We start from the raw sequence: 7923 nt of genomic DNA, 5'->3' as shown, positions 1-7923 counted from the left end.
CCACGGCTCGGCCACCTTGGCGAACAGCCGGTAGGTGCCGCCGTAGGCGTCGTCCGGGATGATCACGTGGTCGCCGGGCCGGCAGACCGCGCGCCTCCGGCGCCTGGGGCGCCTCCGGCCGCACGACCCGTGGCCGGTGGTTGGGGTTGTAGTCGGGTGGCTGTCTTGGTTAGTGCTTCTTGGGGGAGATGCCTAGGGACACGCCTGCCAGGCCGCGGCTGCGGCCTGCGAGGTTGTCGGCGATGGTGCGGAGTTCCTTGGCGGCGCCGGCGTCCGGGTCGGACAGGACCAGCGGGCGGCCCTCGTCGCCGCCCTCGCGGAGCCGCGGGTCGATCTGCACCTGGCCGAGCAGGGGGACGCGGGTCCCGAGCGTCTTCGTCAGGGCGTCCGCTACCGTCTGGCCGCCGCCCTCGCCGAAGATGTACTGCTGCTCGCCGCAGTGCGGGCACGTCAGGTACGACATGTTCTCGATCACGCCGACGACCTGCTGGTGGGTCTGCGCGGAGATCGCGCCGGCCCGCTCGGCGACCTCGGCGGCCGCCTGCTGCGGGGTGGTGACGACGAGGATCTCCGCGGACGGCAGCAGCTGCGCGACGGAGATCGCGATGTCGCCGGTGCCGGGTGGCAGGTCCATCAGGAGGATGTCGAGGTCGCCCCAGTAGACGTCGGAGAGGAACTGCTGCAGCGCCCGGTGCAGCATCGGCCCCCGCCACACGACCGGCTGGTTGCCGGCGGTGAACATGCCGACCGAGATGACCTTCACGTCATGCGCCGTCGGCGGCATGATCATGTCCTGGACCTTGGTGGGCGAGCCCTCCACCCCGAGCATGCGCGGCACCGAGTGGCCGTAGATGTCGGCGTCGACGACCCCGACCTTGCGGCCCTGCGCGGCCAGCGCGGCGGCCAGGTTGACGGTCACCGACGACTTGCCGACGCCGCCCTTGCCGCTCGCGACGGCGTACACCTTGGTCAGCGAGCCGGGCCTGGCGAACGGGATCTCCTTGGCGGGCTCGCCGCCGCGCAGCTTGGTCTGCAGGTCCTTGCGCTGCTCCTCGCTCATCACGTCGAGTTCGACGCGCACCGAGGTCACGCCGCCGAGTTTGGAGACGGCCTCCGTGACGTTCTTGGTGATGGAGTCCTTCATGGGACATCCGGCCACGGTCAGAAAGACGCCGACGCTGACGGTGCCGTCCGCGTCGATGTCGATGCTCTTGACCATGTCGAGCTCGGTGATGGGCTTGCGGATCTCAGGATCGTTCACGGTGGCGAGCGCCGCGGTCACCTGCTCGGTCGTCAACTGGGAGGCCATACGCCCATGGTATGAACCCAATGCAAGAACCCGCCAATCAGGGTGCCGGTCCTCACACCGCGTGTGCGTCCGCATCGCGCGGGAAGCGGCGCGGCCGTAACATCGGGGCGTGACAAGCAGCACGATCTCGGCCACCGAGCTGACCGTCTGGCGCGGCATGCTCCGCGCCCAGGCGCAGATCTCCCGCCGGCTTCAGGCCGACCTGCTGGCGCACCACGACCTCGCGCTGGGCTCCTACGACGTCCTCATGCATCTCGGCGAGGCCCCCGGCGGGCGGCTCCGGATGAACGATCTCGCCGACCGCGTCCTGCTGTCGCGCAGCGGGCTGACCCGGCTCGTCGACCGGCTGGAGCGCGAGGGGCTGGTCGTCCGGCAGTCCTGCCCGAGCGACGCCCGCGGCCTGTACGCCGTCCTGACGTCCGCCGGGCGGGCCCGGCTGGCCGAGGCCGCGCCCACCTACCGGCAGGGCGTCCGGGACCACATGCTCAGCCGGCTGGACGAGCCCGACCTGCGCACCTTCCAGCTCATCCTGGACAAGCTCACCGCCGAGCAGGTCTGAGGGCTAGGTGTCCTTGGCCATGATCTTGGTGACACCTGACCGGTGGTGGGCCGGGTTCGGAGCCTGGGCTGGGACGGGCTGGCCGAGCGGCGCAGCGGGCCCGCGTTCATGTCTGTCGCGGACGCCTGCCGAGACCGAGCAGCAAGTGCTGGCCACCCGGGAACGCCTTCGCGCGGGATCCGACCACATCGCCGCCGCGACCGGCGTGCTGGCCCGCACCGTCACCCGCATCCTGGGCCGCCGCCACGCCGCCGTGCTGTCGGCCTGCGACCCGGTGACCGGCGGCGGATCCGGGCATCCCGCATGAGCCCGCGGCGCTATGAGCACCCGGCGCCGGGCGACATGATCCATCTGGACGTCAAGAAACTCGGCCGGATCCCCGACGGCGGCGGCTGGCGCGTGCACGGCCGCAGCGAAGCCGTGCGCGGCCGGGGAATCGGCTGCGACCACGTCCACACCGCCATCGACGACCACTCCCGGCTCGCCTACGCCGAGGTCCTGCCCGACGAGAAGGGCACCACCAGCGCCGCCTTCTTCATCCGCGCCGCCGCCTACTTCGCCGCCGCGGCATCCCCCGCATCCAGCGGATCCTGACCGACAGCGCCATGAACTACCGTGACAGCCACGCCTTCCAGCAGGCGTGCGCCGAGCTGGGCGCCGGGCAGAAGTGCAGCCGCCTCCGGTGCATATGGATTAACGGTAAGGCCGAACGACTCAACCGCACCCTGGCCGCCGAGTGGGCCTACCGCCGGCCCTGCACCAGCAACGACCAGCGCACACAGGCCCTGGCCCCCTGGCTCGAGCACTACAACACCCCCACAACCTCCTGCGCCACCTGCCCGACCGGATCGCCCATATTGGTGCGGTTGCAGGGGCTATCTGGCGAGTTCGGCCGGCACCTCCAACCGCGTCAGCTTCTGCGGGTTGGCCACCGCGTGGATCCGGGTCACGCGCCCGTCCTCCACCACCAGGCTCACTGCGGCCACCTGGCCATCGATCTCGACCCGTCCGGCCGGCGCCCCGTTGAGCCAAACGGTCGACACCTTCCAGTTCGGGCGTGCGAGCAGTTCCGCGACGAGTCCGGCCCCGTAGATCGGAGCCCGGGCGGCGGACGCGAGCCCGCCGCCGTCGGCGATCAAGACCACGTCCGGCGCCATGACGTCCATCAGCTCCCCTACCTGCCCGGTGCGCACCGCCGCCAGGAACCGCTCCACCACGGCTTGCTGCTCCGACCGGCTCACCCGCATCCGGGGCCGTCGAGCCGCCACACGCTTGCGGGCCCGCCGCGCGATCTGCCGCACCGTGGCCGCGGGCTTGTCGATGGCCTCGGCGATCTCGCCGTAGGGCATCTCGAAGACTTCGCGGAGCACGAACACCGCACGTTCCGTCGGAGCGAGCGTTTCCAGCACGGTCAGCATCGCGATCGAGACACTCTCCGCGAGGTCGATGTCCTCGGCGACGTCGGGACTGGTCAGCAGCGGTTCCGGCAGCCATTCGCCGACGTAGTCCTCGCGGCGGCGTGACAGCGTGCGCAGGCGGTTGAGCGCCTGCCGGGTGACGATCCGGACCAGATAGGCCCGCGGGGCGCTCACCTGCGCGTGGTCGATGGCGGCCCACCGCAGCCAGGAATCCTGCAGGACGTCCTCCGCGTCGACCGCCGACCCGAGCATCTCGTAGGCGACGGTGAACAGCAGGCTGCGGTGGGTGAGGAACACGTCTTCGGTCATGCCGTCGAGGCCGCGCCGGGCCCGTCCGGGACCTCGGCCAGCGGAATTTCGCAGGCTTCGGAGAAGCCCTGCGAGGTGACCCCGTTCGCCACGTTTGCCCTGGTCGCCATATTGGCATAGGCGATGAACACGGTGATCTCGACCATCGCCGCCGGGCCGAGCCGCCCCAGCAGACTCGCATACTGCTCGTCGGTGACGGTCGGCGGCGTGCTCGACATGGCCTCGGCGTACTCCATCACGTCCCGCTCCAGCGGGGTGAAGACATCCGAGGTCCGCCAGCGCGGCACCTGGCTCGCCTTGGTCAGGTCCAGATTGTCGTTCTGAGCCTGGAAGTAGCCGACGTCGAGGCACCAGCTGCAGCCGATCTGCGCCGCGACGGCCATGTGCGCGAACGACTTGAGGCTCGTGTCGGCCGCACTCCACGCGCCCACCTTGGCGCCGACCTCCAGATTGTCCCTGGCGAGCGCGGGGCTGTGCCACAGCACCTCGACGTTCTCGGGCACACCACCGAGTTGCTTGATCATGTTCTCTTTGAGCTCGTCGGGAAGCTCGGCCTTCGGGACGCGCAGCGTCATGATGTTCTCCCTACGGGTTCGCGTTCGCAGTTCGGCATGAAGACACCGCCGGCCCCTCGAACGTGACAGCAGGGCCGGAAAGGACCCATTTCCGATGCGGCGCAAGTACCGGCCGGGCGTTGACAGCGCAGAAAGCCGGCCCACGTGGTTAGGGAGCGTTCGAGTGCCGGGCCGATCCCAGCGGTCCTTGAAAATCTCCCAAACCGTGGAGGCTGCCACCTTCACGCTGAGCACCAGCAACTCGCTGTGCACCCGCCGGTACCCCAACTCGGGTTCTCCCGCACCATGCGAAGCACGAGCATGCGCAACGGAGCCCACCGGCTCGCATGCCTCTCACCTGGATGGACGTGATTTTTCGGCAAGCGCACGTCCACAGCGCCAAGTACAGCTAGGCCGCGGAGTCCTTGGTGTCCAGCTCCCGCATCATCTGCTGGAGTTCCGAGCGCAGGAAGTCGCGGGTGACGACCTCGCTGACCGCCACCCGCAGCCCGGCGATCTCCCGGGTCAGGTACTCGGTGTCGGCGATGGTGCGCTCGTTCCTCGCCCGGTCCTGCTCGTACTGGACGCGGTCACGGTCGTCCTGGCGGTTCTGCGCGAGCAGGATCAGCGGCGCGGCGTAGGACGCCTGGACCGACAGGATCAGCGTCAGGAAGATGAACGGGTAGGGGTCGAACCGCAGGAACGGCGGCGCGAGAAGGTTCCACGACAGCCACACGGTGATGAACGCGGTCAGGTAGACCAGGAAGCGGGCCGTCCCCAGGAACCGTGCGATCCGCTCGGACAGCCGCCCGAACGACTCGGGATCGTAGTGGGGCCGCGGCACGAACGTCCGGCGGATCTCCCTCGGCTGGTCCAGGCGTGCGGTCATCTGGCGTGTCGTCATCACATGTTCCCCCGGAGTGCCTCTTCCTCGGGATCCGCGGTCTCCTCGGCGGTGGCGTCCATCAGGGCCTCCCGCCAGTCCACGGGCAGCAGATGGTCGAGGACGTCGTCGATGGTCACCGACCCCAGCAGGTGGCCGTTCTCGTCCACGACGGCGCCCGCGACGAGGTTGTAGGTGGCCAGGAACATCGCGACGGCCTCCAGCGACATGGTGGGCCGCAGCGGGTCCAGCTCGGTGTCCGCGATCCCGGCGACGAGCGTCGGCGGCGGCTCCCGCAGCAGCTTCTGGAAGTGGACCGTCCCGAGGTAGCGGCCGGTCGGCGTCGCGGTCGGCGGGCGGCACACGTACACCTGCGCGGCCAGGGCCGGGTTCAGGTCGGGTTGCCTGATCAGCGCGAGCGCCTCGGCGACCGTCGCGTCCGGCGCGACGATCACCGGGTCGGTCGTCATCAGGCCGCCGGCCGAGTAGTCCTCGTAGGTCAGCAGCCTGCGCAGCGGCGCCGCCTCCTGCGGCTCCATCAGCGTCAGCAGCTGCTCCCGCTGCTCGGTGGGCAGATCCCCGAGCAGGTCGGCGGCGTCGTCGGGGCCCATGGCCTCCAGGACGTCCGCTGCCCGGTCCACGCCGAGCTTGCCGAGGATCTCGATCTGGTCGTCCTCGGGCAGCTCCTCCAGGACGTCGGCGAGCCGCTCGTCGTCGAGCGCTGCGGCGACCTCCGCGCGCCGCTTCTCCGACAGCTCGTGCACGATGCCGGCGAGGTCGGCGGGCTTCATCTGCTCGAACGCGGCGATGAGCCCGGCCGCGCCCTGGCCGTGCTCGACGGCGGAGAACCCCTCGACGGCGTCCCAGTCCACGACGAGGCTCTCGCCGCGTTTGCGGAGCCCCCGCCCGGTCCTGCGGCGCACCGCGACCTTGCCGATCAGCCAGTCCCGGGTGCGGGTCGGCTCCATCGCCACGTCGACGACCGAGACGGGTTCGCCGTCATCGCGGAACCGGATCGTCCGGTCCAGCATCTCGGCGATGACCAGCGTCTCGGACTCGCGTTTGCGGAACCGCCGCATGTTCAGCCGCCCGTCGAAGACGACGGCGTCCGCCTCGATCACCGTCACCCGCGTGATCGGCAGGAACACGGCGTGGCGCGAGGCGACCTCCACCACCAGCCCCAGCGCCCGCGGCGGCCGCGGCGCCAGCCGCAGCGCCACCACGACATCGCGGATCCGGCCGACCTGGTCGCCGGCGGGGTCGAACACCGCGACCCCCGCGAGCCGGGCGATGAACACCCGTGTCGGAGCTCCGCTCATGGCCAGGACACTACCCATGATCTCCCGCCTGATCCGGGACCGGGCGGGTGATACCGGACGCCGCGGGGAAGGACGTGTCACATCTCGCGCAGCCGCCCCGTCTCCGTGGTGACGCGGGACCGTATGAAAGGCTGACGATCATGAGTGAGGCGTTCGCGGAGCCGTTCGAGGAGCACCGGAACCTCCTCTTCGCGGTGGCGTACCGGATGCTGGGCACGGCCGCCGACGCGGAGGACGCCGTGCAGGACGCGTGGCTCCGCTGGTCCGCGGCGGACCGCTCGGACGTCGCCGAACCCAAGGCCTACCTCGTCCGGATCACGACCAACGTCGCGCTGGACCGGCTTCGGTCGGCGCGGGCCCGGCGCGAGACGTATGTCGGGCCGTGGCTGCCCGAGCCGATGCTGACCTCCCCGGACGTCGCCGAGGACGCGGAGATGTCGGAGTCGGTGTCGATGGCGATGCTCGTCGTCCTGGAGACGCTGAGCCCGCTGGAACGCGCCGTGTTCGTCCTCAAGGAGGTGTTCGGCTACCCGTACGCCGAGATCGCCAAGGCGCTGGACCGCGCGGAGACGTCGGTGCGGCAGCTCGGCACCCGCGCCCGCAAGCACGTGGAGGCGCGGCGTCCCCGCTTCGAGACGGGCGGCGCGGAGCGGCGGGAGGCCACCGAGCGGTTCTTCGACGCCGTCCTCGGCGGCGACATCAACCGGCTCATGGAGGTCCTCGCCCCCGATGTCGCGCTGTGGACGGACGGCGGCGGCAAGGTCAGGGCGGCGCGGCGCGTCATCCACGGCGCGACCAAGGTGAGCCGCTGGCTCTCGGCGATCACCGGCCAGCCGTACGCGGGCGTCGAACCCGCCGACATGCGGGTCCGGCGCGTCTACATCAACGGCGAGCCCGCGCTGGTCGTGGACGGCCCCGACGGCCCGATCAGCACCGTCACCGCCGACATCGACGACGAGGGCCGGATCCTGGCCGTCCACCTGGTCGCCAACCCCGACAAGCTCCACGCCATCGCGGAGGGCCGCCGGCTGCCGATGTGACGCCCCCGGGCCGGCGCCTCTACCGGTCGACGCGGCGGCGTTTGCCGCCGTACATGCGGGGCGGCGCGCCCGCGGTCGTCGCGGGTGTCGGGACGGGACGGACGGTGGCGTAGTCGCCCGCGGACACGGCGGGCTCGGCGGCCTCGAAGACGGGGGTGAGCCGGACGATCCACGACTCGGTGGCCCAGCGTTCCACCTGGCCCTCGTGGGACGCGGCGTTCAGGCGGTCCTTGGCCAGCAGGGGCGTCACGGCGTCCCACAGCTCGGAGCCCGGCTCGACCGGCTCGGCGTCGGCGACGAACGAGATGAGCCGGCCGCCCTTGTCCTTGCTGCGCAGGATCACCGTCACGTGCGTGGACTCCGGCAGGCCCGGCAGCGGCTGCTCGCCCTCCCCGCCGGTCAGCACGTAGGCGGAGCCGTCGTGCCACACGTGCCAGGCGGCCCTCGGCTGCGGCAGTCCGGGCAGGTCCAGCCACAGCAGCCCCGACTTCTTGGCCGCCTCCTCCACCAGCGCCCGGTTTAGCTCACCCAT

At 70.9% G+C, this 7923-nt stretch carries 8 protein-coding genes and 1 pseudogene; 3 read left to right on the top strand and 6 right to left on the bottom strand.

The features are described 5' to 3' along the window. Positions 1-169: 169 nt before the first annotated feature. Positions 170-1309, bottom strand: coding sequence for an Mrp/NBP35 family ATP-binding protein (locus tag AB0C35_RS19100; protein WP_358457377.1), 1140 nt, complete (start codon positions 1307-1309; stop codon positions 170-172). A gap of 109 nt (positions 1310-1418) precedes the next feature. Between AB0C35_RS19100 and AB0C35_RS19095 the strand changes: the two genes are divergently transcribed. Beyond that, the gene (locus AB0C35_RS19095; protein WP_358457375.1) at positions 1419-1868 is read left to right on the top strand and encodes a MarR family transcriptional regulator; all 450 of its coding nucleotides are present in this window, start codon (positions 1419-1421) and stop codon (positions 1866-1868) included. 91 nt (positions 1869-1959) lie between these two features. Then, positions 1960-2683 (top strand): annotated as a pseudogene (locus AB0C35_RS19090) (DDE-type integrase/transposase/recombinase); the annotation flags it as partial. Positions 2684-2743: 60 nt separating this feature from the next. Here AB0C35_RS19090 and sigJ read toward each other — a convergent pair. From sigJ to AB0C35_RS19070, 4 genes are all read right to left on the bottom strand, one after another. Next, positions 2744-3595, bottom strand: a complete 852-nt coding sequence (gene sigJ, locus AB0C35_RS19085) for an RNA polymerase sigma factor SigJ (RefSeq protein WP_358457373.1) — start codon at positions 3593-3595, stop codon at positions 2744-2746. Further along, positions 3592-4170, bottom strand: coding sequence for a carboxymuconolactone decarboxylase family protein (locus AB0C35_RS19080; RefSeq protein ID WP_358457370.1), 579 nt, complete (start codon positions 4168-4170; stop codon positions 3592-3594). Before AB0C35_RS19080 ends, sigJ begins: the two co-directional genes overlap by 4 nt. Before the next feature lie 388 nt (positions 4171-4558). Beyond that, positions 4559-5053 carry a DUF1003 domain-containing protein gene (locus AB0C35_RS19075; protein WP_358457367.1) on the bottom strand — a complete coding sequence of 165 codons (495 nt, stop codon included), beginning with the start codon at positions 5051-5053 and terminating at the stop codon, positions 4559-4561. Continuing rightward, the gene (locus tag AB0C35_RS19070; RefSeq protein WP_358457364.1) at positions 5053-6351 is read right to left on the bottom strand and encodes a CBS domain-containing protein; all 1299 of its coding nucleotides are present in this window, start codon (positions 6349-6351) and stop codon (positions 5053-5055) included. The genes AB0C35_RS19075 and AB0C35_RS19070 overlap by 1 nt, the downstream gene beginning before the upstream one ends. Before the next feature lie 140 nt (positions 6352-6491). On the opposite strand from AB0C35_RS19070, the gene AB0C35_RS19065 reads away from it, so the two are divergent. Then, positions 6492-7391, top strand: a complete 900-nt coding sequence (locus AB0C35_RS19065) for an RNA polymerase sigma-70 factor (RefSeq protein WP_358457361.1) — start codon at positions 6492-6494, stop codon at positions 7389-7391. A 19-nt stretch (positions 7392-7410) separates the two neighbouring features. Here the strand turns inward: AB0C35_RS19065 and AB0C35_RS19060 are convergent, their stop codons facing one another. Then, the gene (locus tag AB0C35_RS19060; RefSeq protein ID WP_358457358.1) at positions 7411-7923 is read right to left on the bottom strand and encodes a hypothetical protein; all 513 of its coding nucleotides are present in this window, start codon (positions 7921-7923) and stop codon (positions 7411-7413) included.

This window comes from Spirillospora sp. NPDC048819 (genome assembly GCF_040650055.1).
Taxonomy (GTDB): domain Bacteria; phylum Actinomycetota; class Actinomycetes; order Streptosporangiales; family Streptosporangiaceae; genus Spirillospora.
The sequence above is the reverse complement of the archived record's forward strand: the minus strand, read 5'-3'. Positions and strand labels throughout refer to the sequence as shown.

Bases quoted from the DNA above. Each gene is read 5' to 3' on its own strand.
- AB0C35_RS19100 (WP_358457377.1), bottom strand. From the start codon at position 1,309: ATGGCCTCCCAGTTGACGACCGAGCAGGTGACCGCGGCGCTCGCCACC.
- sigJ (WP_358457373.1), bottom strand. From the start codon at position 3,595: ATGACCGAAGACGTGTTCCTCACCCACCGCAGCCTGCTGTTCACCGTC.
- AB0C35_RS19080 (WP_358457370.1), bottom strand. From the start codon at position 4,170: ATGACGCTGCGCGTCCCGAAGGCCGAGCTTCCCGACGAGCTCAAAGAG.
- AB0C35_RS19075 (WP_358457367.1), bottom strand. From the start codon at position 5,053: ATGACGACACGCCAGATGACCGCACGCCTGGACCAGCCGAGGGAGATC.
- AB0C35_RS19070 (WP_358457364.1), bottom strand. From the start codon at position 6,351: ATGAGCGGAGCTCCGACACGGGTGTTCATCGCCCGGCTCGCGGGGGTC.
- AB0C35_RS19065 (WP_358457361.1), top strand. From the start codon at position 6,492: ATGAGTGAGGCGTTCGCGGAGCCGTTCGAGGAGCACCGGAACCTCCTC.
- AB0C35_RS19060 (WP_358457358.1), bottom strand. From the start codon at position 7,923: ATGGGTGAGCTAAACCGGGCGCTGGTGGAGGAGGCGGCCAAGAAGTCG.